At 64.8% G+C, this 25,764-nt stretch carries 29 protein-coding genes and 1 pseudogene; 20 read left to right on the top strand and 10 right to left on the bottom strand.

Translation table 11 applies throughout. The features are described from left to right. Window positions 1–63 precede the first annotated feature (63 nt). A complete protein-coding gene (locus tag M2395_RS18295; protein ID WP_053160028.1) occupies window positions 64–750 on the top strand; it encodes a hypothetical protein in 687 nt (228 codons plus the stop codon). A gap of 49 nt (window positions 751–799) precedes the next feature. Here the strand turns inward: M2395_RS18295 and M2395_RS18290 are convergent, their stop codons facing one another. Continuing rightward, a complete protein-coding gene (locus tag M2395_RS18290; protein WP_123431425.1) occupies window positions 800–1,792 on the bottom strand; it encodes a cytochrome-c peroxidase in 993 nt (330 codons plus the stop codon). Between the two features lie 235 nt (window positions 1,793–2,027). Between M2395_RS18290 and ggt the strand changes: the two genes are divergently transcribed. The 11 genes and pseudogenes from ggt to M2395_RS18235 all read left to right on the top strand — a co-directional run bounded on the left by ggt (window position 2,028) and on the right by M2395_RS18235 (window position 9,752). Then, the gene (gene ggt, locus M2395_RS18285) at window positions 2,028–3,863 is read left to right on the top strand and encodes a gamma-glutamyltransferase (protein ID WP_123431426.1); all 1,836 of its coding nucleotides are present in this window, start codon (window positions 2,028–2,030) and stop codon (window positions 3,861–3,863) included. A 154-nt stretch (window positions 3,864–4,017) separates the two neighbouring features. Then, entirely contained in the window at window positions 4,018–4,512 is a 495-nt protein-coding gene (locus tag M2395_RS18280; protein WP_077934763.1) for a GNAT family N-acetyltransferase, read from the top strand. Between the two features lie 228 nt (window positions 4,513–4,740). Continuing rightward, complete coding sequence (locus tag M2395_RS18275) at window positions 4,741–5,061, top strand: transcriptional regulator (protein ID WP_185057808.1); 321 nt, start codon at window positions 4,741–4,743, stop codon at window positions 5,059–5,061. Continuing rightward, window positions 5,048–5,365, top strand: coding sequence for a DNA-binding transcriptional regulator (locus M2395_RS18270; protein WP_077934764.1), 318 nt, complete (start codon window positions 5,048–5,050; stop codon window positions 5,363–5,365). The genes M2395_RS18275 and M2395_RS18270 overlap by 14 nt, the downstream gene beginning before the upstream one ends. A 546-nt stretch (window positions 5,366–5,911) precedes the next feature. Continuing rightward, window positions 5,912–6,086: pseudogene (locus M2395_RS18265) on the top strand (DUF3077 domain-containing protein). Window positions 6,087–6,201: 115 nt separating this feature from the next. Further along, on the top strand, window positions 6,202–6,513 hold the full coding sequence (locus M2395_RS18260; protein WP_123431427.1) for a type II toxin-antitoxin system HigB family toxin: 312 nt from the start codon (window positions 6,202–6,204) through the stop codon (window positions 6,511–6,513). Then, window positions 6,510–6,881: a type II toxin-antitoxin system HigA family antitoxin gene (locus M2395_RS18255; protein ID WP_041119869.1), complete on the top strand. Its 372-nt coding sequence runs from the start codon at window positions 6,510–6,512 to the stop codon at window positions 6,879–6,881. Before M2395_RS18260 ends, M2395_RS18255 begins: the two co-directional genes overlap by 4 nt. Before the next feature lie 78 nt (window positions 6,882–6,959). After that, on the top strand, window positions 6,960–7,772 hold the full coding sequence (locus tag M2395_RS18250; protein WP_123431428.1) for a MerR family transcriptional regulator: 813 nt from the start codon (window positions 6,960–6,962) through the stop codon (window positions 7,770–7,772). 133 nt (window positions 7,773–7,905) lie between these two features. Beyond that, on the top strand, window positions 7,906–8,622 hold the full coding sequence (locus tag M2395_RS18245) for a polyphenol oxidase family protein (RefSeq protein ID WP_015637009.1): 717 nt from the start codon (window positions 7,906–7,908) through the stop codon (window positions 8,620–8,622). Further along, entirely contained in the window at window positions 8,619–9,074 is a 456-nt protein-coding gene (locus M2395_RS18240) for a GNAT family N-acetyltransferase (protein ID WP_011063433.1), read from the top strand. Before M2395_RS18245 ends, M2395_RS18240 begins: the two co-directional genes overlap by 4 nt. A 96-nt stretch (window positions 9,075–9,170) precedes the next feature. Continuing rightward, entirely contained in the window at window positions 9,171–9,752 is a 582-nt protein-coding gene (locus M2395_RS18235) for a membrane protein (protein ID WP_019093550.1), read from the top strand. Window positions 9,753–9,761: 9 nt separating this feature from the next. Here the strand turns inward: M2395_RS18235 and M2395_RS18230 are convergent, their stop codons facing one another. The 4 genes from M2395_RS18230 to M2395_RS18215 all read right to left on the bottom strand — a co-directional run bounded on the left by M2395_RS18230 (window position 9,762) and on the right by M2395_RS18215 (window position 12,478). Continuing rightward, on the bottom strand, window positions 9,762–10,115 hold the full coding sequence (locus M2395_RS18230; protein WP_123431429.1) for a gamma-glutamylcyclotransferase family protein: 354 nt from the start codon (window positions 10,113–10,115) through the stop codon (window positions 9,762–9,764). A 30-nt stretch (window positions 10,116–10,145) separates the two neighbouring features. Continuing rightward, a complete protein-coding gene (ddlA, locus tag M2395_RS18225; protein WP_011063436.1) occupies window positions 10,146–11,240 on the bottom strand; it encodes a D-alanine--D-alanine ligase in 1,095 nt (364 codons plus the stop codon). A gap of 43 nt (window positions 11,241–11,283) precedes the next feature. After that, the gene (locus M2395_RS18220; RefSeq protein ID WP_123431430.1) at window positions 11,284–11,763 is read right to left on the bottom strand and encodes a GNAT family N-acetyltransferase; all 480 of its coding nucleotides are present in this window, start codon (window positions 11,761–11,763) and stop codon (window positions 11,284–11,286) included. A 73-nt stretch (window positions 11,764–11,836) separates the two neighbouring features. Beyond that, window positions 11,837–12,478 (bottom strand): LysE family translocator, encoded by a 642-nt coding sequence (locus tag M2395_RS18215; protein ID WP_123431431.1) that lies wholly within the window; start codon window positions 12,476–12,478, stop codon window positions 11,837–11,839. A gap of 242 nt (window positions 12,479–12,720) precedes the next feature. Between M2395_RS18215 and M2395_RS18210 the strand changes: the two genes are divergently transcribed. The 4 genes from M2395_RS18210 (at window position 12,721) to M2395_RS18195 (ending at window position 17,108) form a co-directional block, all read left to right on the top strand. After that, a complete protein-coding gene (locus tag M2395_RS18210) occupies window positions 12,721–13,530 on the top strand; it encodes an AraC family transcriptional regulator (RefSeq protein WP_011063439.1) in 810 nt (269 codons plus the stop codon). A gap of 81 nt (window positions 13,531–13,611) precedes the next feature. After that, a complete protein-coding gene (locus tag M2395_RS18205; RefSeq protein ID WP_011063440.1) occupies window positions 13,612–13,998 on the top strand; it encodes a cupin domain-containing protein in 387 nt (128 codons plus the stop codon). A gap of 258 nt (window positions 13,999–14,256) precedes the next feature. Further along, a complete protein-coding gene (locus tag M2395_RS18200; RefSeq protein ID WP_041119872.1) occupies window positions 14,257–14,871 on the top strand; it encodes a biliverdin-producing heme oxygenase in 615 nt (204 codons plus the stop codon). After that, window positions 14,868–17,108: an ATP-binding protein gene (locus M2395_RS18195; protein ID WP_123431432.1), complete on the top strand. Its 2,241-nt coding sequence runs from the start codon at window positions 14,868–14,870 to the stop codon at window positions 17,106–17,108. Before M2395_RS18200 ends, M2395_RS18195 begins: the two co-directional genes overlap by 4 nt. Window positions 17,109–17,144: 36 nt before the next feature. On the opposite strand, the gene M2395_RS18190 is transcribed toward M2395_RS18195, so the two are convergent. Continuing rightward, window positions 17,145–18,044, bottom strand: coding sequence for a LysR substrate-binding domain-containing protein (locus M2395_RS18190; RefSeq protein ID WP_011063443.1), 900 nt, complete (start codon window positions 18,042–18,044; stop codon window positions 17,145–17,147). Window positions 18,045–18,146: 102 nt separating this feature from the next. On the opposite strand from M2395_RS18190, the gene M2395_RS18185 reads away from it, so the two are divergent. Continuing rightward, entirely contained in the window at window positions 18,147–19,079 is a 933-nt protein-coding gene (locus M2395_RS18185; protein WP_123431433.1) for a DMT family transporter, read from the top strand. 5 nt (window positions 19,080–19,084) lie between these two features. Here M2395_RS18185 and M2395_RS18180 read toward each other — a convergent pair whose 3' ends face one another. Continuing rightward, a complete protein-coding gene (locus M2395_RS18180) occupies window positions 19,085–20,491 on the bottom strand; it encodes an MFS transporter (protein ID WP_123431434.1) in 1,407 nt (468 codons plus the stop codon). A 97-nt stretch (window positions 20,492–20,588) separates the two neighbouring features. On the opposite strand from M2395_RS18180, the gene M2395_RS18175 reads away from it, so the two are divergent. Further along, window positions 20,589–21,473, top strand: coding sequence for a LysR family transcriptional regulator (locus M2395_RS18175; protein WP_123431435.1), 885 nt, complete (start codon window positions 20,589–20,591; stop codon window positions 21,471–21,473). Window positions 21,474–21,479: 6 nt separating this feature from the next. On the opposite strand, the gene M2395_RS18170 is transcribed toward M2395_RS18175, so the two are convergent. Both M2395_RS18170 and M2395_RS18165 read right to left on the bottom strand, forming a co-directional pair. After that, window positions 21,480–21,986 carry a YbaK/prolyl-tRNA synthetase associated domain-containing protein gene (locus M2395_RS18170; protein ID WP_053153821.1) on the bottom strand — a complete coding sequence of 169 codons (507 nt, stop codon included), beginning with the start codon at window positions 21,984–21,986 and terminating at the stop codon, window positions 21,480–21,482. 68 nt (window positions 21,987–22,054) lie between these two features. Next, complete coding sequence (locus M2395_RS18165) at window positions 22,055–22,957, bottom strand: LysR family transcriptional regulator (RefSeq protein WP_041119880.1); 903 nt, start codon at window positions 22,955–22,957, stop codon at window positions 22,055–22,057. Between the two features lie 95 nt (window positions 22,958–23,052). Here M2395_RS18165 and M2395_RS18160 point away from each other — a divergent pair, with 95 nt between their 5' ends. Then, on the top strand, window positions 23,053–24,135 hold the full coding sequence (locus tag M2395_RS18160; RefSeq protein ID WP_041120709.1) for an SDR family oxidoreductase: 1,083 nt from the start codon (window positions 23,053–23,055) through the stop codon (window positions 24,133–24,135). Between the two features lies 1 nt (window position 24,136). Here the strand turns inward: M2395_RS18160 and M2395_RS18155 are convergent, their stop codons facing one another. After that, window positions 24,137–24,742: a flavin reductase family protein gene (locus tag M2395_RS18155; protein WP_041119882.1), complete on the bottom strand. Its 606-nt coding sequence runs from the start codon at window positions 24,740–24,742 to the stop codon at window positions 24,137–24,139. Window positions 24,743–24,906: 164 nt separating this feature from the next. Between M2395_RS18155 and M2395_RS18150 the strand changes: the two genes are divergently transcribed. After that, window positions 24,907–25,680, top strand: coding sequence for an SDR family oxidoreductase (locus M2395_RS18150; RefSeq protein WP_015637019.1), 774 nt, complete (start codon window positions 24,907–24,909; stop codon window positions 25,678–25,680). Window positions 25,681–25,764: the final 84 nt, after the last annotated feature.

Below are 25,764 nucleotides of genomic sequence, written 5' to 3'. Positions count from 1 at the left end.
GCCCCCAGGGATGTCATAAACGCCAGCCCCTGCACTCAGGCAGGAACAAGGAGTCGTTTTCTCATGTGGGCAAGGAAGCTGCTGTTGCTGATCTCGTGCGGGGTACTTGGGGCCTGCAGCACTCCCGAGCCGATCCAGTACCTGCCCGGCCGGGTCATCTACCGCATCGACTCATCACGCTTTTTCGAGATCGACCGGACCACCTTCAAGCTCTGCAACGGTTCCTCGCCGGTCATCGCCAGCAGTGGCGACATGGTGCACTACACCGACACCCGGCTCGGCATCCACACCCCGGTTGCACCCTTTGGCTCATTCAACGGCATCACCGTACATGGCCGTGGTTCGCACTTGATGATCGATGCTGCCAACTCCAACTACCTGGTGATTCCGATTGCCCAAGGACCGGGCTTCAGCAAGGGCGGGGCCGGCTTGCCGCGCCTGTACTTTTCCCAGGATGCCGGGCGTACCTGGCTGCGCATCACCGCGCCCAGGTACCTGGAAAGCCCTGAGCGAACCTGGCTGACCGGCTCCGTCCTTTCGATCGAAGGGCCCCTCCTTCACGGTGCCGCGCAGATCGACCTGTCCTTGAACTACGAGACGCTCAAGGACCACTCGCCCTACTCGATGCTGTCTTACCCACAACGCTGGCAACGCACCGATAGCACTCGTACACCTGGCTACTTCGAACCCGCTCGCCAAGCCCCCATCGATGACCGATTCAATTGCGCCACGGGGGCCAGGCAGGGCTGACCCAGCACGTAGGGCTTGAAAAACCGCAGCAGGCTGCGGTTTTTTTCGCTCAGTTGAACGGCTGCGGACGCGGTGTCTGCGCCGAGGACGGCGGCAGGATCGGCAGCTTGAAGTCCGGCTGGTCACCGGTCAGGGTTTCAAGGAAGGCCACGATCTGGCTGACCTCCTCGGTACCCAGCTTGCGTCCCAGTTGCAGACGGGCCATCACGTCCACCGCCTCTTCCAGCTTCCAGTAGGCGCCGTCGTGGAAGTAGGGATAGGTCAGCGCCACGTTGCGCAGGGTCGGCACCTTGAACAGCATGCGGTCGGCATCCTTGCCGGTCAGTCCGGCCACGCCCTGGGCCGGGTTCTGGGTGACATAGGGCTCGATCATGCCCATCTTCTGGAATGAGCCACCGCCCACCGCCTCGCCGTTGTGGCAAGCCACGCAGCCGATGGACTTGAACAGTTGGTAGCCCTTGAGCGCGGTGGGGCTGATGGCCGCCTTGTCGCCCTTGAGCCAGCGGTCGAACGGCGCATTGGGGGTAACCAGGGTTTCTTCGAACGCAGCGATGGCGTTGGTCACGTCGTCAAACTTGATGCCGTCGTCGCCGTAGACATGCTTGAAGGAGGCCCGGTACTGGGGAATGGAACGCAGTACGTCCACCGCCAGGTCATGGGTGAAGCCCATCTCCCCCGGGTTGGCGATGGGGCCACCGGCCTGTTCCTGAAGCGTGGCCGCGCGGCCGTCCCAGAACTGCGCGACGCTCATGCCGGAATTGAGCACCGTGGGCGAGTTGATCGGCCCCTGGTGCCAGTTGTGGCCAATGGAGGTGGGCAGGTTGTCGCTGCCGCCCATGCTCAGGTTGTGGCAGGAGTTGCAGGATATGAAACCGGACTTGGACAGGCGCGGGTCGAAGAACAACTGCTTGCCCAGCTCCACCTTGGCCACATCGGTGATCTTCACCGGCTGTACCGGCTGGATCGGTTCGCTTGGCGTTTCCCCCCTGACCTCACCCCCCAACAGCAATCCGAAAACAAGTAACCACTTACAACGGTGCATGACGTCCCCTCATCAGGCTTATAGTTTGTTTCACCCTGTACCCAACGCCCCCCTCCCGCCCTGACTCAGATCAATCGACGGCCGGGTGAAAGACTGCCTGCGACCCTGTGTACAGGGGAGATGGCCCACTCCAGCCAACTGCCCAGGGCTACATCCGGGTCCAACTGCCGGCGCCACTGCTGTACATTCCCCCGCACGGACGACCCCTCATTTCCCTGTGAACGGAGCTCAACGCGTGTTCTCGAACTTCCCTCCCCGTCACCGCCAACTGCTCGGCCTCAGCCTGCTGGCTGCCGCCCTCAGCCTTGGCGCCTGCCACAACCCGCCCTCTTCCAACACCCTGCCCGCTGCTCCGGAAATCGCCTCGGGCTACCGCACCGACATGCAGACTCGCCATGCCGACAAGCACATGGCCGCCGCTGCCAACCCGCTGGCCGCCGAGGCCGGGCGCGAAATGCTGCGCAAGGGCGGCTCGGCCATCGATGCGGCGATTGCCATGCAAGCGGTGCTGACCCTGGTAGAACCGCAGTCCTCGGGGATTGGCGGCGGCGCGATGATCGTGCTCTGGGACGGCAAGGCCGTACGCACTTATGACGGTCGGGAAACCGCGCCGGCCGGCGCCACCGAGAAGCTCTTCCTGCAGGCGGACGGCAAACCCATGGCCTTCCCCCAGGCGCAGATCGGTGGACGCTCGGTGGGCACCCCGGGCGTGCTGCGGGCCCTGGAAATGGCCCACCAGAAACACGGACGCCTGCCTTGGGCACAATTGTTCGAACCGGCGATCCGCCTGGCCGAGCAAGGCTTCGCCATCTCGCCACGGCTGCACACCATGATCAGCGCCGATCCGTTCCTGGCGCGCTCGCCGGACATGGCCGCGTACTTCCTGAATGCCGACGGCACGCCGAAAGCCGTGGGCACCCTGCTGAAGAACCCGCCACTGGCCGCGGTGCTCAAGCGCATCGCCCAGGAAGGCCCGGACGCTCTGTACAAAGGCCCGGTGGCCGCACAAATCGTCGCCAAGGTCCAGGGCCACGCCAACCCCGGCAGCCTGTCGCTCAATGACCTGCAAGGCTACCGCGCCAAGGAACGCGCGCCGCTGTGCAGCGACTACAAGCGCTGGCAGGTGTGCGGCATGCCGCCGCCCTCTTCCGGCGGCGTGGCGGTGGCGCAGATCCTCGGCACCCTGCAGGCCCTGGAACAGCGCGACCCGCGCTACACCCTGGCCAACCTCAAGCCGCAGAAAACCAACCTGCCCGCCGGCCTGGAGCCCGCGCCACAAGCGGTGCACCTGATTGCCGAAGCCGAGCGCCTGGCCTATGCCGACCGTGGCCTGTACGTGGCCGACAGCGACTTTGTACCGGTGCCGGTGGCCGGCCTGATCGCCCCGGACTACCTGGCCAAGCGTGCCGCACTGATTGGCGAGCGCAGCATGGGCAAGGCCGAACCGGGCAAGCCTCAGGGCATCCAGGTGGCTTACGCACCGGACCGTTCGCCAATGCGCATCTCCACCTCGCAAGTGGTGGCAGTGGATGACCTGGGCGGCGCCGTATCGATGACCACCACGGTGGAAGCGGCCTTCGGCTCGCACCTGATGGTCCAGGGCTTCATGCTCAACAACCAGATGACCGACTTCTCGTTCATTCCCGAGGAAAACGGCCAGCCGGTGGCCAACCGCGTCCAACCGGGCAAGCGCCCGCGCTCGTCCATGGCGCCAACCCTGGTCTTCGACCGCGCCAGCGGCGAACTGCTGGCCAGCGTCGGCTCCCCCGGCGGCTCGCAGATCATCGAGTACGTGGCCAAGTCGGTGGTGGGCATGCTCGACTGGAACCTGGACCCGCAAGCCGCCGTCGGCCTGCCCAACTTCGGCAGCCGCAACGGGCCGACCGAACTGGAGAAAGGCCAGTTCAGCCCGGCCCTGAAGCAGGCACTGCAAGCTCAGGGACATGAGGTAAACGAGATCGACATGACCAGCGGCACCCAGGCCATCGTTCGCGTGCGTGACGCACAGGGCAAGGCGTCCTGGGCCGGCGGCGCCGATCCACGGCGTGAAGGGGAAGCGCTGGGGGATTGAGAGTAATCGGATGAACCCGAGGGCTGGCCGTGAGGCTGGCCCTTTTTTGTGGACGGGAAACAACGGCGCTGTATGCAAAGTTTTGCGCTGGTCTGTGTCTGACCCGGCCGGGGGATCTGCCCTAGCATCGTCCCTGTCCACCGAGGAACCGACGATGAACGAAATTGCAGCCGACCTTGATATCACGGGCCTGAGCCCGCGACGCCTGACGCCCCAGGACCTTGAGCTGATCTGCCGCCATCGCAAGGCGATGTTTCTCGATGCGGGTAAGGATCTCTCCACCTTGCAAGTGATGACCGAGCACTTTCGCCCCTGGTTGCGCGAACGCCTGGAGGACGGCCGCTACTACGGCTTTGCCCTGATGGACGCCGAGCAGAGCGTGGCCAGCATCGGCCTGATGAGCATCGACTGGCCGCCCCACCCTTCCCATCCGACCCAGGATCAACGCGGCTACGTGCTCAACGTCTACGTCGAACCGGCCTACCGGCGGCGCGGCCTGGCTTCGGCGCTGATGAAACTGGCAGAGGCCGAGTTCAGCCAGCGCGGGCTGGGCTTTGCCGTGCTGCATGCGACCGAGGCCGGCAAGCCGCTGTATCAGGGGCTGGGTTGGGCGGCGACCAGTGAGATGGCGAAAGCGTTGGAGGGTTAAGTGAGCGGCTCCGGATCATGGAACCGCCCTGAGCAGAGTTGCTCGGGTTTCAGGTCATGCAAAAGGTGACATCGGGGGCATGGATCACACACAAGAAAACGAATGGGCTGACTGGAAATCAGGACTCCGCTCATTGGAGTTGCAACTCCACGTTCTTAATCTTTCAGGAGTCATCTCCTAGCACCCACCATTGCCGCAAGGTACGTCAAGGACGTAGAATTCTCCCGCATGCTGACGATCATAGAATCTCCGCTGTTTTCCAGACTCTGGCCCGATTACTGGTCCGAAGAGGAGCGTGGAGAGTTCATGACGTTTCTTGCCTGCGACCCAGAGTCCGGCGTTGTCATCCCGGGCTCTGGCGGTTGCAGGAAAATCAGATGGAGCGTTGATGGACGTGGAAAAAGTGGCTCGGTGCGGGTCATCTATACCACCCAGCTCGCATGCGGAGCCCTGGTTGCGCTGGTGATCTATGGCAAAGGCGCTACCGAAAACATTCCAGCACCTGTTCTACGCAGAATTGCGAAGGAGATGAATCATGCCCCTTACTGAAAAAGAACTATTGGAGCGCGATGCCAAGCGCAATATCGGCCAGGAGCTTCTGGACGCGATCATCGATGTCAAAGCCGGCCGGCATGGCCATACCCATAGCATTCCGATCACCAAGGCCGCCGAAGCGCGCGGTAAAACCGGGTTGTCGCAACCCAAATTTGCGCAACTGCTTGGCGTGTCGGTAAGGACCCTTCAAGAGTGGGAGCAAGGTCGGCGCTCGCCTTCTGGAGCGGCCCGTTCATTGCTGCATATCGCAATGCTCAGGCCCGATGTATTTCGAGAGGTGCTGGCACAACCTCTGTAGCCGCTGCCGCAGGCTGCGACAAGGACCGAAGGGCCTTCGGCGCCTGGGAGATCGCTGCGACCGTTCCGGTCGTTCGCAGCCTGCGGCAGCGGCTACAGGGTTGGTTCACAAAATGTCGCAGTAATGCCGTTGCGACGCCCCCTACTCCAACCTATGGTTCGACCGTCGCTGCAAAATCAGCGAACAGGCTTGGCGGCCTGATAGAATCGAGGCGCAACAGCGCCCCCACCAATCATGCAGGCGCTTTTTTTGCGCCCGCATACCTGCGTTATGGCGGGTTGCGTGGGAGAACCTTCGGGTTCGCCGGTTCCTTGATTCCCGGTCCGCCAATCCTGCGCAATCCGCCACCCTGATCTGCTTGGCGGCAGACGGTGACGGTCCTTCGAATCAAGGAGTCGTGACCATGAACTGCTTCTGCAATCTGTTTCCCCAACACCTCCCGTCACACAAAACCGGAGGTGCCCGATGACCACTCAATCGCCCCTGACCACCCTCGGTGAAATCCGCTTTTCCCACTGCGGCGAACACTCGCATCCGCTGTTTCGAGTGAATGCCGACGTGCCGATCAACGACGCCCTGGAACACGCCTCGACCCTGTTGCATCTGGCAAAGCAATTCAGCCATGGAACCGCGGTGCGACCGCTATGCTTGGGCGGCACACTACCTGGCAGAGATGGGCAAGGCACTGATGGACGACGTGCACGCCACGCTCTCTGCATGACCTGATCGTCCCTGAACCGACGTTGCCTCTGCGGGCAGATCCAGCGATCTGCCCGTACATCGCTTGACGCACTCAGCGACTTGTTTAAGTCCCAGGACGGGACTAGGATCGCGCCATGAGAATTATTGCAGTCAGTCAGTTGAAGGCCTTCTGGGCAAAGCACCCGGACGCAGAACAGCCTCTGCTGGCCTGGATCGATGAAGCAAGGAATGCCGAGTGGTCCAACCCTGCGCAGATCAAGGACCAGTATCGCAACGCGAGCATTCTCAAAAGCCGCAGGGTGGTCTTCAACATCAAAGGCAACGAGTACCGACTGATCGTTGCCGTGGCCTACCGCTTTGGTGCGCTGTACATCAAGTTCGTGGGCACTCACCAAGAGTACGACGCCATTGATGCCGACAGCGTAGACATGGAGCAACCCGCATGAACATCCGCCCTATCCACACCGACCAGGACTACCGCGCCGCGCTGAAAAGCGTCTCGCCCCTGTTCGACAACGAACCGCAGCCCGGAACACCTGAAGGCGATTACTTCGACGTCATGATTACCCTGATCGAGGCGTACGAAGCCAAGCAGTTTCCCCTGGACCTGCCCAACCCGATCGAGGCGATCAAGTTCCGCATGGAACAGTCCGGCTTGTCCGCCGCCGACCTGGCGCCCGCCATCGGCCGCACCAACCGCGTCTACGAAGTGCTCAACGGCAAGCGCGCGCTGACCCTGCCCATGATCTGGAAACTGCACCAGCTGTTCGGCATTCCCGCCGAGAGCCTGATCAAGCCGATCAAATCGTCCTGAGCCGTGCTGCCGGGCTTGAGCTTGCCCTTGGGTAAAGGCTCAGCATGCCCCGCAGCCCAACAACACCAAGGACGCTCCATGCTCACCATCGGACAAATGGCCCGCTGCCACGGCCTTACCACCAAGACCCTGCGCCATTACGACAGCATCGGCCTGTTCACCCCGGCCCTCACCGGCCGGGACAACGGCTACCGCTACTACAGCCCGGAACAGATCGTGACCCTGGGGCGCATCGCCTGGCTGCGGCAGTTGGGCATGTCCCTGGAAGACATCCGCACTCTGGCGGACCAGGGCGGCCTGGACAGCGTGCTGCACATGCAGCAGTCACTGCAGGCGCATGCCCGGCAGTTGCAAAGCGAGATCGCCCGCAGCCAGAAAGTACTGGGCCATCTGCAGCGCTACCTGGCCCAGCCGCAGCGCCAACTCCCAGCCGCGCAGACACCACAGAAGGTATTCCTGGCGCCGCAGCGGATCATCGGCATGGCCTGGCAGCAGGACGACCCGGGCACCATCGCCGAGCTCTGGCAACGTTTCGAACCTCGGGAACAGGAGATCCAGCGCCTGGCCGAGCCGGTGGGCACCTATGGCATCTGCCAGCCCCTGGAGGACGGCCAGTGGCGTTATGTGGCCGGCCTGCCGGTCGCCGCCGACGCGCCCCTGGTGCCCGGCATGGTGGAGCTGGAAATCCCTGCCCGCCATTACGCGCGAGTCGAGCATCACGGCAGCGTGGCCACCCTGCCGGAGACCTTTCGCGCCGCCTACAGCGAGTGGTTGCCCGCCGCCGGGCTGATGCCCATCGACGCGGTGGAGTTCGAGTACACCGGCGAGCGCTTTCTGGGGCCCACGCACCCGGACAGCGTGGTGGAACTGTATATCCCTCTGAGCGCCTGAAACGCCCGGTGAAGGGGCCGACCAGCAGGCTACCGCTGGTCTGCCCCGGCCTATCCAGCGTTGTCTGTCAGCAAAAGTACCTCGGATACCGCTATGCTCTGCAGCCATTCCCAGGTTACCGAGCGAAGGCCCGATGAGTTTCCAGGCAGGTGTGTTGAACCAGATATCCGGCATCCGTCATGCGTTTTCGACCCTCGGCGCCGCCCTGCCGGCCAACCTGTTCTTCTGCTCGCAGATCCACAGCGGCGAGGTGGTGCAAGCCAGTACCACGCTGCCCAGCGGAATCATCCGCGGCGACGCGGTACTCACCCATTCCAGCCGGCCCATCGCAGTAGTCACCGCCGACTGCCTGCCGTTGCTGATCAGCAGCGAGGACGGTTCCTGGGTCGCGGCAGTGCACGGCGGCTGGAAAGGCCTGCATGGCGGGATCATCGCCAATGTGCTGCAACACTTCGCCAGCAAGGGCATCACCCCACAGCAATTGCGGGTGGCCATCGGCCCATCGATCAAACCCTGCTGCTATGAAGTCAGCGCCGATTTCATCGACACCCTGTCCGCCACTCAGGACCCGCTGTGGCCGGCCGCACAGGCCCCCTGGAGCCGTGAGCAACCGGCCCCGCTGCTGCCGCCGCAGATTCCGCCACCGCAACCGACCCAGGCCGATTCCCTGTGGTTCGACCTGAGCCGCTATGCCGTGCACTTGCTGCACGCCGCTGGAATCAGTGATGAACAGATCGAAATCAGCGAGCTGTGCACCTACTGCTCGACCCCGGCCCTGGCCAGCTATCGTCGACGCGGGCACCGGGGTGAAGCCAAGGCCTTCCAGTACTCGTGGATCGGCCGGACATGAACCTCGAGAGTGCACTGCTCCCAACCTCCCTGAGCGACCTGGAAACCCTGGTCCAGATGCGCATCGCGGCGATGCGCGAAAGCCTTGAGCGCCTGGGGCGCTTCGATCCGCAGCGGGCCCGGGAGCGTTTTGCCGCAAGCTTCGCGGCCGAACGCTGCCACTTCATCCTCAGTGACGGACAGCCCGCAGGCTTTATCCAGAGCCAATCACACGGCGATCATCTGCGCCTGCAGCACCTGTACGTCCTACCGCAATTCCAAGGTCGGGGCCTCGGCGCCAAGGCCCTGGAGCAGCTTTTGGAACGCTCCGCCAACGAGCAGCTACCCATCCACCTGGATGCGTTGCGCGGCAGTGACTCGAATCGTTTTTATCGACGCCTGGGTTTTGTTCAGGTGGGTGAAAGTGAATGGGATATTCACTACGTTCGGCCGGCGGATCCACCCCGGGCCTGAACCCGGTTCCGGTTGGCCACCGAGCCCCTGCTGGTTCTTGGCCAGCAACCTGAGCTAACGTTGCCTCCCCCCTCAGGCTCAACCCAAGGAGTGCCCGTGTCTGACAACCTCTATGCCCCGCCCCAGGCGGATCTGGTCGCCCCCTCGCCCGAAGCGGCGCAACAGCCGTTCTACGTGGTGTCCAAGGCCAAGTTCCTGACCCTGTACATCCTCACCTTCGGTATCTACCAGGTGTACTGGGCCTACAAGAACTGGCATCAGTTCAGGCACGCCAGCGGCCAGGAGCTGTGGCCGGTGGCCCGGGCCTTCTTCGCGATCTTCTTCACCCATGCGCTGTACCGCGAAGCCGATGCGACGCTCAAGCGCGACGGCCGCAGCCATGACTGGCGGCCCGGTGAACTGGCAACCCTGTTTGTGGTGGGGGTGATCATCAACAACGTGGTGGACGCGCTGTCGCGCAAGAACATCGGCTACCCGGTGACCGACATTGCCAGCCTGGCGCTGCTGCCGGTACTGGCGTGGATCACCTGGCTCGGCCAGCGCGGCCTGAATGCCGCCGCGAAAGATCCCGAAGGCCGCAGCAACGCCCGTTTCACGCCGCTGAACTATGTGTTCATCGTGCTCGGGGCGGTGCTGCTGGCCCTGGCGTGCATCGGTGTGATGCTGCCGCCGGAGTGAGCCGAAGACTCAGGCGCTGACGTAGACCCAGGCCTGGATGCCCGAGGCCAGGGTCACGCTGACCCGCTTGTAGTCCGAGACTTCATAGCTGTCGGCCGCTGCCAGCTCCTCGGCGGTGATGCAGAACACGGTGCCGGGAATCGGCGCGCTGTCCGCCGCCCCCGGGCGCAGGATCGGGTGGTGGGTCTTGCCGCTGGCCGCCAGCACCTCGGGGTCGGTGATTTCCACCCAGCTCTGTTCGTAGCCAAGCATGGCATCCGCGCTGCCACTCAACTCACGGCCAAAGTTGGCGATCTGCACCGCCTTGTCTTGCAGGGTGCCGTAGGAAAAAAGATAAACCGATGCATCTGTTGCCGAACTCATTCGTCACTTCCTTAACCACGATGATCCGCTTCAGCGGTTGATTTTCAGCCCTTGCCGTTCAGCGTGACGCTCCAGCGCCAGCTCGATCAGGCGGCTCACCAGCTCGCTGTAGCTCATGCCGGTGGCCTGCCAAAGTTTGGGGTACATGCTGATCCGAGTGAAGCCCGGCAGCGAGTTGATTTCGTTGATCAGCACTTCCCCCTCATCGGTGAGAAACACATCGACCCGAGCCAGCCCGGAGCAGCCCAGCACCTGGAATGCCTCGACGGCCAGGGCCCGAATGCGCTCGCTGTGCTCGATGCTGATGTCCGCCGGCACCAGCACCTGGGCCGCCTCCCCGTCGATGTACTTGCTGTCGTAGGAATAGAAACCGTTGCTGACCACGATCTCGCCGCAGCCACTGGCAATGGGCTGGTCGTTGCCCAGCACCGCGCATTCGATTTCCCGCCCACGCACGGCCGACTCCACCAGCACCTTGTGATCGAAGCCCAGGGCCAGTTCCACCGCGGCCTCGTATTCGGCCTCGTTGTCGACCTTGCTCACCCCCACCGATGAACCCTGGTTGGCCGGCTTGACGAACAGCGGCAGGCCGAGTGTTTCCCGGGCCCGGGCAAAACCGTAGCGAGCACGGGTGGCCCGGGTCAGGGTGATGAACGGGGTCACCGCCAGCCCGGCGTCGCGCAGCAGGCGCTTGCTGATGTCCTTGTCCATGCACACCGCCGAACCCAGCACGTCGGAGCCGACAAAGGGCAGGTCGGCCATGCGCAGCAGGCCCTGCAGGCAACCGTCTTCGCCCAGGGTGCCGTGGACGATGGGGAAGATCACATCGACATGCCCCAGCAGTTCCTGGCTGGAGGTTTCCACCAGTTGCTGGCTGGCCTTGCCCGGCACCACCGCCAGTTCGCGGTTGGACTGGTTGAGGGCGATCAGCGCCGGGTTTTCCTGGTTGATCAGGAAGTTCGAGGTGTCGTTGAGGTGCCAGTGCCCCTGTTTGTCGATGCCGATCAGCACCGGCTCGAAACGCGTGCGATCCAGGGCATCGACGATATTGCGCGCCGACTGCAGCGACACTTCGTGTTCGGCCGAACGGCCACCAAAAATAATCCCGACCCGCAACTTGCTCATGACTGCTTCCCGTTGAAAAAATGATTGCTGACGGTTCTTCAATTCAGCTGGGGCTGTAGCGCAAATGGATCAGCGCCACTCGCTCCTGTTCCTTGTTCTTGCGCTCTTCGATGGCGAACGGCACAAAGCCCAGCTTCGGATAGAGCAGCAACCCCGCCACGTTGCTGTTGAAGCACGACAGCGTCACCTCGCTGGCCTGGTGCTTGCTGTGGGCGATGTGGATCATCTGCCCGATCAATTGCGCCGCCAGGCCCGCGCCGCGCACCTCTGGGTCGACGATGACATTGCCGATGGTACAGGTGCCGCCCTTGGCCCAGCGGTAGAAGTTGGCAAAGCCCACTACCTGCCCGTCACGCTCGATTACCGTCGAGTCGCTGCGCTGGGCGATGGAGTCGCGCAGTTGCTCGTGGGTCAGTGGCCAGGTGGCGGCGGGAAAGAAGAAATACAACTCCTGGGGATTGCCCACGAAACGGCAGATCCGCGGAATGTCCGCCTCTGCCACCGGGCGAAAAACAACAGCCATGTTCGGTCTCCTGATACGGGGACGGGTCGTCCTTGTTGGGGGCGGATACTGGCCGGCGCAAGGCACCGGCCGTTCAGCGATTGGCCAGCAGATGCCCGCCGAACAGCACATAGCAACCACCGGCCAGGCGGTCCAGCCAGCGCCGGGCCCGGGCATAGAACCCGGCCACCCGGCTGCTGGCGAAAAACAGCGCCACGCAGCAGTACCAGGACAGCGACAGGCCGGCCATGGTCAGCACCGCCAGCCCCAGTAGCAGAGGTGGCGGGGAGGCCGGCATCGAAGTGGCAAAAATGGTGGCCACGAACAGCGCCGACTTGGGGTTGGTCATGTTGCCGAGAAAGCCCAGCCGGTAGGCCGAGAACAGGCTGCGCGCAGCATGGCTCGCGCCATCGGTGGTCGGGGTCTCCAGGGCCGGCTTGCGCTTGAACTGCTTGAGCCCCAGGTAGATCAGGTAACAGCCACCGGCAACCTTGAACAACACGAACAGCGCCGGCGCCGCGCTGAACAGCGATTTGATGCCCAAGCCTCCCGCCAGCCCCCAGAGCAGGGTGCCGCTGGCCACCCCCAGGGCGGCGAACAGGCCATGGCGCCGCGAACAGCCCGCCGCCAGTTGTGCAGTGGTGAAAAAGTTCGGCCCGGGGGTGATCACCGCCACGCTCCAGAGCAGGGCCAGCGACAACAACGGGGCGAGGTAAACCAGGTGTGAGGCGTACATGGGAACAGATGGCCATGAAGAGGGTCCGGGGGAACGACGCTACTCCACTCGCGCCTGCCCAGGCAACCGCCGATTGGCCTCGCAACCCGGCTCAGGCAACAAGCCATCGTGCAGCGCCGGAACCCTCCTGCAAGCCGCCCTTCTTCCGGCAGAACCGCTACGGCGTAGAACCGAGGGGCAAGACAGCCAGCGCGCCCCTGAGTTAACGTACGGCCCTTGGTTTCATCCATCAGGACCGTTCCATGGCCAAACCCGCAGCTGTCACCGACTGGGTTCACCGCGCGCCGCCCGCCCGGGGCCTGGAGCGCATCGAGGCGTATTTCGCCGGCCATGGCTATGACATGCACCGCCATGACACCTACGCCATCGGCCGCACCCTGCACGGGGTGCAGAGCTTCCAGTACCGCGGCGGCTGGCGCCACAGCCTGCCCGGCGCCACCATGGTCCTGCACCCCGACGAAGCCCACGACGGCGAGGCCGGCACCCACGACGGCTTTCACTACCGCATGCTGTATGTCGAGCCGGCGCTGATCCAGCAGATCCTCGGCGGCCAGCCGCTGCCCTTCATTACTGGCGGCCTGTCCAACGACCCGCGGCTGTTTGCCGCCACCGAGGCCCTGCTGCGTGGGGTCGACAGCCCCCTGGACCCGCTGGAACAGGAAGACGCCCTGTTCGACCTGGCCCATGCCCTGAACAGCGTCTCCGGGGTCGCCCAATCACGGCAACGTTTCGACTATGTGGCGGCCGAGCGGGCCCGGGAATACATCCACAGTGCCCTGGACCGCACCCTGACCCTGGAGGAACTGGCGGCCCACAGTGGGCGCGACCGCTGGAGCCTGTCCCGGGATTTTCGTTTGCTGTTCGGCACCAGCCCCTACCGCTACCTGAGCATGCGCCGCCTGGACCTGGTCCGCGCGCTGCTGGTGCAGGGCCAGAGCCTGGCCAACGCCGCACTGATCGCCGGCTTCACCGACCAGAGCCACATGACCCGGCAGTTTCGCCAGACCTACGGCCTGCCCCCGGCGCGCTGGCTGAAGATGCTCGGCCGCTGAGGCCATACACGATCGTTCAAGAAGCCCTAGCCCCTGGCTGTTTACCCTCAGCGCTCATTCATCACTGAGGTGGACCACACCATGCAAAACCCTGCCCCGCAAGACGCCTACCAGAGCATCAACTTCGCCAGCAAACTCGGCCTGTTCAGCGAACACTGGACCCCCAAGGTGATCGCCGAGATGAACGACTACCAGTTCAAGATCTCCAAGTTGCAGGGCGAATTCGTCTGGCACTCCCACGCCGACACCGATGAAACCTTCATCGTGCTCGACGGCCAGTTGTACATCGACTTCCGTGACGGCCGGGTGGCCATCGGCAGTGGCGAGATGTTCGTGGTGCCCAAGGGCGTCGAGCACAAACCCTGGGCCGAGCAGGAGGTCAAACTGCTGCTGATCGAACCCAAGGGCGTGCTCAACACCGGCGATCAAGGTGGCGAACGCACCGCCCAGAACGACGTCTGGATCTGATCCTTACCGCTGAACCTGCGAGACGGAAAAAGGAATTTCTGCCTCTTGAACACAGTCAGACACAGCAACACGTCATCGATCGCCTACCCTTGGCCGACCAATGGTGCGTCAAAAACTGTACGTCAGTGCAAAAAGCACAGGTAGAGTGACGCTCTTATTTTTCTGTGCGATGGCTCTAGTGCAGGGACTACAGCCTGGTCCCAGCTTTCGATGACGCCCATGGCGCGTCCATTACCTGTTGCGACCCCTGACCCCTGAATGCCCAAACCGCACCAAGACACCACCGCCCCCACCCTGCTTCAAGACCTGCGCGCCGGCACCGCGACCTTGCACGTGGCCCTGGAAAAGCGCCTGCCGTTCTTCTCCGAGCACCTCGATGCGGCCTGGTACCGGCGCCTGATCCAGGCCTATTTCGGCTTCTATCAGCCCCTGGAGGCGGCCCTGCATGACAGCGGCCTGATCCCTGCCGGCTACGACCCGGAGCAGCGCCGCAAGACCCCGGCCCTGGCCGGCGACCTGCAGGCCCTGGGCCTGGCCCCGGAGCGCATCGACGCCCTGCCCCGCTGCGACCATCTGCCCGCACTGGCCAGCCCCGGCGCGTGCCTGGGCGCCCTCTATGTACTGGAGGGCGCGACCCTGGGCGGGCAGATCCTGCGCCGGGAAATGGCCCAGCGCCTGGACCTGCACGGGGATAACGGCGGGGCTTTCCTCGACGTGTATGGCGCCGCCACCGGGCGGCGCTGGAAAGACTTTCTCGACTACCTGGGGCGCATGCCCGAGGACGCGAGCGCACGACAACAAGTGGTCAGCGCCGCGCAATCCACATTTGCCTGTTTCGAGCACTGGCTCGACAGCCGCGAGGTGCTGCTATGACCCCACAAGACGCCCAAGCCTTCGAACAACTGCTGGCCAACTGCGCCGATGAGCCAATCCGCTCCCCCGGGGCGATCCAGCCCCATGGCGTGCTGCTGACGCTGTCGGAGCCGGAGCTGCGCATCCAGCAGATCAGCGCCAACGTCGAGGCCCTGCTGGGCCAGCCTGCCGCGCAGGTCCTCGGCCAGCCCCTGGAGCAACTGCTGGGAGACACCGACGGCCAGCGCATCCGCGAGGTGCTGCAACTGCCGCGCTTGTCCGATGCGCCGCCGCTGCACCTGGCCGTCAATGGCGCGCGCTTCGAAGGCTTGCTGCATCGCCACCAGGGAGTGCTGATGCTGGAGCTGGAAATCCAGCTCGAACACCTGCAGCCCCAGCACCTGAAAGAGCAGACCGAGAACCTGGGGCGCCTGCTGCGGCGCTTGCAGACGGCCAAGACCCTGAATGAGCTGTACACCATCAGCGTCAGCGAAATCCAGGCGATGACCGGCTACGACCGGGTGCTGATCTACCGCTTCGAAGAGGAAGGCCACGGCCAGGTGATCGCCGAAGCCACCCGCCCCACCATGGAAGTGTTCAATGGCTTGTTCTTCCCGGCCTCGGACATTCCCCAGCAAGCCCGCGAGCTGTACCGCAGCAACTGGCTGCGGATCATCCCCAACGCCGACTACCAGCCGGTGCCCCTGCTGCCGGCGCTGCGCCCGGACACTCAGCAGGCCCTGGACCTGAGCTTCGCCACCCTGCGCAGCGTGTCGCCGATCCACTGCCAGTACATGAAGAACATGGGCGTGCTGTCCTCCATGAGCATTTCCCTGCTCAAGGGCGACCAGCTCTGGGGCCTGATCAGTTGCGGCAACCGCCAGCCGCTGCTGGTGCCCCACGAGCTGCGCATTGCCTGCCAGACCATCGGCCAGGTGCTGTCGTTGCAGATCAGCGCCATGGAAGCCCTGGATATCAGCCGCCAGCGGGAAGAGAAAGTCGCCGCCCTGGCCAGCCTCGACCAGGCCATGCGCGACACCCCCGACAGCGTCTTCGACGGCCTGACCCAGGTGCCGCAACTACTGCTGGAGCTGACCCAGGCCGGTGGCGTGGCAATCATCGAAGACAAGCAACTGCACTGCTTCGGCAACTGCCCGCCCCAGGACGAAATCCGCGCCCTGCACCGCTGGCTGCAAGGCACCGGGCAGGCGGTGTTCGCCAGCCATCACCTGGCCAGCGTCTACCCGCCGGCGGCGAGTTATCAACAGGTGGCCAGCGGGGTCCTGGCCATGACCCTGCCCAAGCCTGTGGATAACGGCGTGCTGTGGTTCCGCCCGGAAGTGAAGGAAAACATCAACTGGAGCGGCAACCCGCAAAAGCCCCTGGACCTGGAAAACTCCGACGCCGGCCTGCGCCTGCGGCCGCGCACCTCGTTCGAGATCTGGAAAGTGGAGATGGCCGGGATCTCCACCAAGTGGAGCCACGGCGACCGCTTCGCCGCCAATGACCTGCGCCGCTCGGCCCTGGAGCACGACCTGGCGCGCCAGGTGCTGCGCGAGCAACAGGCCGTGCGCGCCCGGGACGAACTGGTGGCGGTGGTGTCCCACGACCTGCGCAACCCGATGACCGTGATCTCCATGCTCTGCGGCATGATGCAGAAGGCCTTCAGTTCCGATGGCCCGCATACCTCACGGCGCATTTCCTCGGCCATCGACACCATGCAGCAGGCCGCCAGCCGCATGAACAACCTGTTGGAAGACCTGCTGGACACCTCCAAGATCGAGGCCGGGCGCTACAGCATCGCCCCGCAGCCGCTGGACGTCAGCCAGATGTTCGAAGAGGCCTATTCATTGCTGGCGCCACTGGCTCTGGACAAGGCCATCGACATCAGCTTCCACGCCGAACCGGACCTCAGGATCAACGCCGACCCCGAGCGCCTGTTCCAGGTGCTGTCGAACCTGGTGGGCAACGCCATCAAGTTCACCCCCAAACAGGGCAAGGTCGGGGTGGTGGCGATGTCCGACGGCGAGCAGATCGTGTTCAGCGTGCGCGACTCCGGGGAGGGCATTCCCACCGACCAGTTGCCATTCATTTTCGACCGCTACTGGACCATGAAGGAAGGCAACCCCAACGGCACCGGCCTGGGGCTGTACATCACCCAGGGCATCATCCACGCCCACGGCGGCAAGATCGAAGCCCACAGCGAAGTGGGCAAGGGCAGCGAGTTCCGCTTCAGCGTGCCGCGCGCCAGCCTCTGACCCATAGCCCGGGGCTGGCCATTGAGCCCCGGGCGCTCATTCAGCCGCCTGGGCCACCAGCCAGTCGCGAAACAACTGGCCGCTGGCGGACAGGCGCTTGTGCCGCGGATGCACCAGAAAATCCGCCTGCCCGGTGCGGAACGCCCACTCGCCAACCCGCAGCAACTCGCCCTGGGCCACCAACTGGCTGGCCATGAAATCCCAGCCCAGCCCCACGCCCATGCCCTGCTGCACCGCGCTGAACATCAGGGTCAGCTGGTTGAACCCCAGGGCCCCCGGTGGCGCGCTGTAGTCCAGCCCGAAATGATGGAACCAGTCCCGCCAGTCGATGCAGTTCCACTCCGAGGCGTCCAGCTGGATCAACGGCAGTTCGGCCAGTTGCGCCAGCTCCTTGACCACAGGCAGCTCCAGGCGCCGGCTGACGATGGGGTAGACCATCTCGGCGAACAGCGATACCGCCGCCAGGGACGACCAGTGCCCCGCACCATAGAGAATGCCGAAGTCATGCTCGGCCACGCTGGACTCGTCCATGTCGTTGTTGGCATGGATGCTCACGGTGATGTCCGGGTGCTGCTTGTTGAATGCCAGCAGGCGCGGGAACAGCCAGAACTGCGCCACCGCGTGGGTGCATTGCACGGTGATGGTATTGGCGTCGCGCCCGGCCCGCAGGCGGCTGACGCTGCGCAGCAAGGCTTCGAGCTGGGTGCTGACCTCGACGAACAGCGAGGCGCCGCTGGCGGTGAGCTTCACCCCCCGGGCCTGGCGCTCGAACAGTTCGGTCTTGAGCGACAGCTCCAGGGCACGGATCTGCTTGCTCACCGCGCTCTGGGTCAGGCACAGCTCGGTGGCCGCACGGGTGAAGCTGGCGTTGCGGCCCACCGCCTCGAAGGTGACCAGGGTTTCCAGCGGCGGCAGATGACGGGCGAAGCGGCTCACAAGGCATTCCCCAGGAGAATAGGTAGGTGCCTATATATCCTTTGTCCATCCGGTCAGCAATGACTAGCCTGCGCAGCTTGATGACTAGGTACGAGTGTTTGCATGAAACGTGGAGTTGCTTATGCCGCCCTGGCCGGTGCGGTCTGGGGCCTGGCGATTGTGGTGCCCAGCCTGCTGCCTGAGTTCAGCCCGTTGCTGCTCAGCTGCGCGCGCTTCAGCCTCTACGGTGCATTCTCCCTGCTCCTGGCTGCGCCTCATGCCCGGGAGCTGCTGCAACGCCTGACCTGGGGCGATACCGTGCTGTTGGTGAAGCTGGCGCTGACCGGCAACCTGATCTATTTCATGCTCCTGGCCAGCGCCATCCAGTGGGCCGGCGTAGCCAGCACCGCCCTGATCGTCGGCTTGCTGCCGCTGACCATCACCCTGGCCGGCCGCGGCGATGCCGATGCCGTGCCCCTGCGCCGGCTGCGCTGGCCGTTGTTGCTGGTGTTCGCCGGCATCTGCTGCATCAACCTCGACACCCTGCTCACCGCCCACAGCGATTCGGTGGAACTGGGCCAGCGCGCCCTGGGCCTGCTCTGCGCCTTCGGCGCCTTGCTGTGCTGGACCTGGTTTGCCACCGACAACGCCCGCTACCTCAAAGGCAGCCGTTTCAACAGCAGCCAGTGGTCGACCCTGTGGGGCATTACCACTGGGCTGATGAGCGCCTTGGTCTGGCTGCTGGCGGACGGGTTCTCATTGCCCGGCACCCGGGCCGAGGCCAGCGAGCAGCGCTGGATGCTGTTCTGGGGCCTGAGCCTGTCCAGCGCGGTGCTCGGCTCCTGGTTCGGCAATCGCATGTGGAATGCCTCGACCCGGCGCCTGCCGCTGACCCTGAGCGGCCAGTTGATCGTGTTCGAGACCCTGTTCGCCCTGCTCTATGGCTTCATCTGCCTGCAGCACCTGCCCAGCCTGCTGCAAAGCAGCGCCGCCCTGTTGCTCCTGGCCGGGGTGCTGTGGGCGGTGCGCCGCCACCTGCCACAGGCCCATGGCTGACGCCCTCAGCCCTGGGCCACGGAACAGGCCGGCAAGGCCACTCCAGCCCGGGGCAGGCGCAGCGCCAGCAAGGCCCCGAACAGCGCCAGCAGGGCACTGGCGGCGGTAGCCATCTCGATGCCATAGGCCTGATTGCCGCCGGCGCTCAAGGTGTTGGCCAGGGACACCAGCAGCGCCAGCCCCAGGGCGCCGCCGATCTGCTGGCTGGTGGAGGCCACGCCCGCAGCCACCCCTTGCTCGGACGCCGCGATACCCTGCCCGGCCGAGACCCACATCGAGGTCCAGGTCATGCCCTGGCCGATGCTCATGATCACGATCCCCGGCAGCAGGCCGACAAAGCCGCTACTGCCCGGCAGGGCCAGGTACATCAGGCCGATGCCCAGCGCCCCGAGCAGCAAACCGCTGACCAGGGTCGCCCGCAAGCCTACGCGCAGCAGGGCCCGCTCCGCGCCCCAGATCCCGGCCGTGCACAGCAGGGTCGAGGGCAGGAACGCCAGTCCGCTCTGCAACACACTGAACTGATAGACCTGCTGGAAATACAGGCTGAGGAAGTAGTACTGCACGCCGAAGCTGCTCATGAACAGCGCGGTAATCACCATGGCCATGCGCAGTTGTGGATAACCCAGCAGGCGCAGGGGCATCAGCGGGTCGGCGTTACGCTGTTCAAGGCGCACGAACAACCCGAGCAGGGCCAGGGACAACGCCAGGCAGCCCAGGGTCGCCGGGGCGCTCCAGCCCCACTCCGGGCCCTGGACGATGGAAAACACCAGCAGGGTGCCACCCAGGGTCACGGTCAGCGCGCCGCGCAAGTCGAACTGACGGCCGCGCTGGCGCGCAGGGTCGGCGGGTATCCAGTGCCGGGCCAGCAACGCACAGGCCCCAGCCAGGGGCACGTTGACCAGGAACACCGCCTCCCAGCCCCAGTACTGGGTCAGCACCCCGCCCAGCAGCGCCCCCAGGGCCAGCCCCGCCGCCGAGGCTGCGCTCCACACCGCAAAGGCCCGGTTGCGCGCCGGCCCCTCGGCGTACCAGGTGTTGATCAGGGCCAGGGTCGCGGGGAACAGCATTGCCCCGCCCACGCCCTGCACCGCCCGGGCCAGCACCAGCAGCAGCGCGCTGCCGCCCAGACCGCCGGCCAGCGAGGCCAGGGCGTACAAGGACTGGCCGACGATGTAGAAACGCCGCTTGCCCAGGAGGTCCGCCGCCCGTCCGCCCAGCAGCAGGAAACCACCGAAAGCCACGCTGTAGGCGCTAACCACCCATTGCAACTGCTGGGCGGAGAAGCCCAGGTGGCTGCCGATTTCCGGCAGGGCGACAAACACGATGGTGGCGTCCAGGGCGATGATCAATTGCGCGGTGGCCAGCAGTAACAGCATCCAGCCCGACGGCTTGGCTAACGGGGTCGCGGACATCGCGAAGATCCTTGTGTGGAAATAACCGGCGGCCAGTGTCATCGATGCCGTTTAAATGATAAACAAGCCATTATCTCTTTCAGTAATGACTTTAATCATGGATCTGAACGCCCTTCGCCTGCTGGTCCGGGTTGCCGAAACCCGCAGTTTCACCCGTGCCGCCGGTGACCTGGGGCTGACCCAGTCCGGCCTGTCCCGAGCCATTTCCCGCCTGGAACAGCAGCTCGGGGTCCGCCTGCTGCAACGCAACACCCGCAGTGTCAGCCTGACCCCGGACGGCCAGGTGCTGGTCGAGCGCGCCGCGCCCCTGCTGGCGGAACTGGCCCATGCCGAACACCTGCTGCTGGACCGGCGCGAATCCCCCAGTGGAATGTTGAAGATCAGTACCCCGTCACTGTTCGGGCGCAAGGTGGTGATGCCGGTGATCGGCGAGCTGACGGCCCAGCACCCGGGGCTGAGCATCGAAGCGGTGATGACCGACCGGGTGGTGGACATCATCGATGAAGGTTTCGACGCGGTGGTGCGCACCGGGGTGATCCTGGACCAGCGCCTCATTGCCCGGCCCCTGGCGCCCCTGCGCTGGGTCACGGTGGCGGCGCCAGGCTACCTGGAGCGCCATGGCACGCCTCGGCACCTGGCCGACCTGCAGCAGCACAACTGCCTGGCCGTGCGTAACCTGCGCAGCGGCCGGCTGGTGGACTGGCAGTTCATGGACCAGGGCAAGCCCCTGGACCTGGCCGTCCAGGGCCGGCTGATCTTCGATATCGGCGATGCCCTGGTGGACGCGGTGCTCGGCGGCTTCGGCATTGCCCAGTTGATGGAGTTCGCGGTACGCGAAGCCCTGGACACCGGCCGGCTGGTGCCGGTTCTGCAGGAGCATGCCGGGCGCAGCCGCGAGCTGTCGCTGGTGTATCCGCCCTCGCGCCAGTGCTCGCCGAAGCTCACCGCCTTTGCCGAGGCCCTGGTTCGGTTGAGCTGGTAGCCGCCTTCAACCGGGCTGGGGGCTGTCGCTCTCCAGGTCCCGGGTCACGCTCAGCAGCAGCGGCTGGGCGATCCTCAGGTAGTCCTGGGTATCGAGCACCATGGAGGCATCCAGGCGCCCGGCGTTGAAGGCGATCTCGCTGTAGCGGGAGGTCAGTTGCGGGTCGACGATCAGCCGGATGCGCGGATCGAAACTCAGCGGAGCAATGGCGCCGATCACGCAACCAGTCAGCTCCCTGGCCAGCTCCGGCGATACCAGTTGCGCCTTCTTGCCCCCCAGGGCCGCGCCGACCTTTTTCATGTCCAGCCTCTGGTCGCCGCTGAGAATCACCAGCCCATACACCTCGTCTGTGCCCTTGAGGCTGCAGAGCATGGCCTTGGCCCCCTGCCCAGGTTCGGTGCCGCGGATCTCGGCAACCCGCGCCGACTGCCCTTCGGCCGGGTGAAAAATCACCCGATAGCGCGCCTGGTGGCTGTCCAGCAGGCTCACCAGTCGTTGGAAAACTGCATGCATGTTCTGTCCTTGGAAAAGTCGCCAGGGGGTTGATTCAAGCATCCGTCGCCACGCCTGACCAGTGGCGGCTACAAGCGCACCCGCTGTGCCAGGAAGTCGATGAACACCCGCACCCGCGACGGCACGTGGCCGCCCTGGCCGACATACAGCGCATAAAAACTTTCCAGCGGCGCCTGGTTGAAGGCTTCCAGTACCGGTACCAGCCTGCCGCTGGCCAGGTCATCGGCGATGGTGAAGGCCGCCAGTTGCGCCAGCCCGGCACCGTGTAGCGCCAGATGGCGCAAGGCTTCGCCGTCGCTGGCCTGCACCCGGCCATTGGGCTGCAGCAGTTGGCTCTCGCCCGCCGCGCCCAGGCGCCAGCCCGGCACGGCCCGGGCGTAGTCGAAACCGAGCAGGTGGTGCGCGGCCAGATCCTCCGGGGTCTGCGGTACGCCACAGCGAGCCAGGTAGGCCGGGGAGCCAACGACAACGCCGCGGGTTTCCCCGAGCTTGCGGGCAATCAACTGCGAATCCGCCAGCGGCCCGGTGCGGATCGCCACATCGGTCTGTTCTCCCAAGAGGTCTACCAGGGCATCGCTGTGCACCAGGTCCAGGGCCACCTGCGGATACAGCTGGAGAAACTCCGCCACCAGGGGCGCCAGCACATGCAGGCCAAAGGAGGCGCTGGTGTTGACCCGCACCCGGCCCACCGGAGCCCGGGCGCTGCTGGCCTCACCCTCCACTTCTCGCAGGTCTGCCAGCAGGCGCACGCTGTTTTCATAGAAGCCGCGGCCTTCCGCGGTCAGTTGCAACTGGCGGGTGGAGCGGTTGAGCAAGCGTACGCCCAGGCGTGCTTCAAGCCGCGCCAGCAGCTTGCTCACCGAGGAAGGCGTCACCTGCCTCAACCGCGCAGCGGCCGACAAGCCGCCACACTCCACCACCGCGACAAAGGTTTCCATCTCGGCAAACCGGTTGATCTCGCTGCCCGCCATATGAATTCAACTCACAGATGCTGTTCCGGCCGGCAGTCTATTTCACTCAAAGACCCGACTCTATGCTGGCGATCCCTTTATTCGAGGTATCCCCGATGAGCGTTTCAACTTCCCCGGACCGTCACTTGCTGGTGATCGGCGGCTATGGCGTGGTCGGCACCGCAGTGGTCGAGCTGATGCACCGTACCCCGGGCTGGCAACTGACCACCGCCGCCCGTCGCCGCCCACCGACCAGCCTGCTGGACGGCAGCCCGGCACCGGCGCACATCAGCGCCGACCTGCTGGACGCCGCCGGCACCGCCCGCGCCTTTGCCGGACTGGGCAGCGTCACCGACCTGGTGTTCTGCGCCTACAGCGAGCGGGAAAGCATGGCCGCCACAGTGGCGCCGAACCTGGCGATGCTGGAGCACAGCCTCAAGGCCCTGCGCCAGGCCGGAGCCAGGTTGCGCCAGGTGGTGCTGATCGGTGGCGGCAAATCCTACGGTGAACACCTGGGGCCCTATAAGACGCCAGCCAAGGAAAGCGACCCGCGCTTCATGGGGCCGATCTTCTACAACGATCAGGAAGACCTGTTGTGGCATGACGCCGAACGCGAGGGTTTTGCCTGGACGGTATTGCGTCCGGACGGGGTCATGGGCCCCAGCCTCAACTCACCGATGAACATCCTCACCGGCATCGCCAGCTTCGCCGCCATCAGCCAGGCACTGAACCTGCCACTGCGTTTTCCCGGCAGCCTGCAGGCCTGGTCGGCGCTGCACCAGGCCACCGATTCCCGGGTGCTGGCCCAGGCCGTGCTCTGGGCCCTGACTTCACCGAATGCACAGCAGCAGGTCTTCAACGTGACCAATGGCGATCACTTTCGCTGGCAGCACCTGTGGCCACAGATCGCCGGGTTCTTCGGCCTTGCCAGCGCCGCGCCGCAACCGATGAACCTGGGGGTGCAGATGGCCGACAAGGCGCCGCTGTGGGCGCGCATTGTCCAGGAGCAGCAACTGCGCCCCACGCCCTGGGAGCAGATCGCCGCCTGGCCCTTCGTCGATGGCTGGCTCAATACCGGCTACGACATGGTGCAAAGCACCATCAAGATCCGCCAGGCCGGCTTTACCGGTTGCATCGACAGCCACCAGAGCGTGCTCGAACAGTTGCAGCGGCTGCGTGATTACCGGCTGATTCCCTGACTCAGGGCTCGCCGACCAGGGGCAGTTGCCGACCGTCAACGGCGTCACCGATGATCAGGAAATGCCCGCCCGCAACATGGTGCAGGGTACGCAGCCGGTCGTGCCCGTCGAAGTGCCAGCGCCCTTCGCTGAACACCCGGGCATCGGCCTGGGCGGCAATCACTTCGCCAAGGAACAGGTCGTACTGCTGGTGGTTGTGGGGCTCGGGCAGCAGCCGGCATTCCAGCCAGGCCACGCAACCTTCCAGCAGCGGCGCCGCCAGTTGCTCGCCGGCAAAGGCCTGCAGACCGTAGGCGGCGAACTTGTCGCTACCGCCCTGGCTCAGCTCAAGCCCGGAGCTGTTGCCCAGGCTCTGCACGATATCCACCTGGGCCACGCAAGGCACATTGAGCACGAAGGTGCCCGAGGCCTCCAGCAGTTGTCGGGTCCAGGTGGACTTGTCGAGCACCACGGCGACTTTCGGCGGCTCGAAATCCAGGGGCATGGCCCAGGCTGCGGCCATGATGTTGCGCTGCCCGCCATGGGCTGCGCTGACCAGCACCGTTGGGCCGTGGTTGAGCAAGCGGTACGCCTTGTCCAGCGGTACCGGGCGACGAAGATCGGACATGACTGGCTCCTGAAAAAAACTGCGATTGTAGCCCCATCGCGGCCGTCGGCAGGCAAGGTCATTGGCCGGATTTTCTGGATAATCCGTCCAGCCGCCGACGGCTTATCAACAGCGGTGCAGACACTAGACTCAGCCTTCACCCCAATTGTTGAAGGACCCGCGCCATGACCGATCACTCCCTGAACAACAAAGTCGTGCTGATCGCCGGTGGCGTGAAGAACCTCGGCGGCCTGATTGCCCGCGACCTGGCCAGCCACGGTGCCCGGGCGGTGGCCGTGCACTACAACAGCAACGCCAGCCGGGCCGACGCCGAGGCCACGGTGGCGGCACTCAAGGCCCTGGGTGTGGAGGCCCAGGCGTGGCAGGCCGACCTCACCCGCGCCAGTGCCGTGGAGCAGCTGTTCAACGAGGCCAAGGCGCGCTTCGGCAAGATCGACATCGCCATCAACACCGTGGGCAAGGTGCTGAAGAAACCCATCATTGAAATCAGCGAGGACGAGTACGACCAGATGTTCGCGGTCAATGCCAAGAGCGCCTTCTTCTTTATCAAGGAAGCCGGCAAGCACCTGGAGGACAACGGCAAGCTGGTGACCCTGGTGACTTCGCTGCTGGGGGCCTTCACTCCGTTCTATGCCGCCTATGGCGGCTCCAAGGCGCCGGTGGAACACTTCACCCGGGCCGCGGCCAAGGAGTTCGGTGCCCGCGGCATTTCAGTGACTGCCGTCGGCCCCGGGCCCATGGATACCCCATTCTTCTACCCGGCCGAAGGCGCCGACGCCGTGGCGTACCACAAGAGCGCCGCAGCCCTGTCGCCTTCGAGCAAGACCGGGCTCACCGATATCGAGGACGTGGTGCCCTTCATTCGCCACCTGGTCACCGAAGGCTGGTGGATCACTGGCCAGACCTTACTGATCAACGGCGGCTACACCACCAAGTAATCCTGGCGCCCAAGGGGTAAATTGGCCTGCCGAGCCGCAGCATCGATCGCCTCGGCCGATGCTGCGATCCACTGCCGTCAGGCG

This window comes from Pseudomonas sp. BIGb0176, assembly GCF_024810175.1.
Taxonomy (GTDB): domain Bacteria; phylum Pseudomonadota; class Gammaproteobacteria; order Pseudomonadales; family Pseudomonadaceae; genus Aquipseudomonas; species Aquipseudomonas protegens.
This window is presented reverse-complemented; position numbering and strand designations above follow the sequence as displayed.